The organism is Ruegeria sp. AI2 (assembly GCF_056541275.1).
Map to the genome: position 1 here is coordinate 1 of NZ_JBQFYB010000054.1, position 1,204 is coordinate 1,204.

1 protein-coding gene and 1 pseudogene are annotated in these 1,204 nt (G+C 57.9%); both read left to right on the forward strand.

The window, feature by feature from the left end; translation table 11 throughout:
• Positions 1–245, forward strand: a pseudogene (locus ACR0LL_RS21090) (glycine/betaine ABC transporter); the annotation flags it as partial.
• On the forward strand, positions 242–1,204 hold a 963-nt coding region (locus tag ACR0LL_RS21095; protein ID WP_480589252.1), incomplete at its 3' end, for a PspA/IM30 family protein. The pseudogene ACR0LL_RS21090 and the gene ACR0LL_RS21095, both read left to right, overlap by 4 nt.

The following is a 1,204-nucleotide window of genomic DNA, read 5'->3' on the forward strand; positions in this document are numbered from 1 at the left end:
GTGCACGACTTTCAGTCGTGCACGCCAAGGTGGTGATGCAACCTGTCGAAAGCTGGATCGCGACCAAGGGTCCGCTGTCAGCTGATCTGCATCGGGTGACCAGCGACGAGACTCTCAGCAATCTGATCAACCTGGCCATCGACGATGACAGCCCGATCATGGTGACCGATGCGGGCTCGGACGTTGGTGTCATCACGCGTGCGGATCTTCTGCGCACCGTAATCGAAGGGACCGAGGTGTCATGAAGGACGAAAATGTAAACCCGCTGGAAGACACCGAAAGCGAAGCCGCACTGGCCTATGCCGAGGAACGAAGGGACAATATCCGCACTTTTGTGCGAACCAGCCCCGACTACTACATTACGAATTTCGACAAGGTTGGCGCGTCGGCCCGCTTTACCCCGACCTTCAACTCTTTCGCAGGGCTTTTTGGCCCGATCTGGTTTGGTGCACGCGGGCTTTGGTCCTGGGCGCTGTGCTTTCTGATTGTCGAGGCAATTGGCTTTGTCCAGATCGCACGCGGCTTGTTTGGCGATCTCGCCTCTGACGCCATGGCCCGCATTGCCTCGATTGAGGGCACTTTGGAGCTGCGTAAACAGCAATTGGCCGCAGCGATCGAAAGCGGTTCAGACCGGGTGGATGCCTTTCAACGCGCAGTCGACGGGTTGGAAGCCAATATCGGCGGCATCCGGGCCGAAGCCGAAGCGCTGGCTGAACAAGGTCCGACAATTGCCCTAACCGGCCTCGCAATCTTGTTGGTCGTCAAAACTGTCGAGGCCATTGTCGCGAACTGGGCGCTGGAAGCCCGGTTTTCGGAATGGCTGTCAGATCGGTCAATCCGCTCTGGCATGCCGATGTCTCAGATCGGATTTAGTGCAGTGTTCATGATCCTGATCGTGGCCGTCGCGATGGTCAATTACAGCTTTCCGGGGCGGTTCGCGATCCTCAGCGATTTCCCGACCGACCCCGAGCTTCGCTTGCTCTGCATCGCCGGGGTTGAGGCGTTCTTTAACTGGGCGGTTCTGAATGGCGAAGCCCTGTTCGACGGCATTACCTACGGTATCCGTCTGATGCTGGACGCGCTGGAACTGATCTTTGTCAGCACGCCATGGATCGTCATCGCCGCGCTGATCATCCTTTTGACATGGCTCACGGCGGGCGTTCGCATGGCGATTTATTCCGGTGCATTCCTGGCCTATATGGGC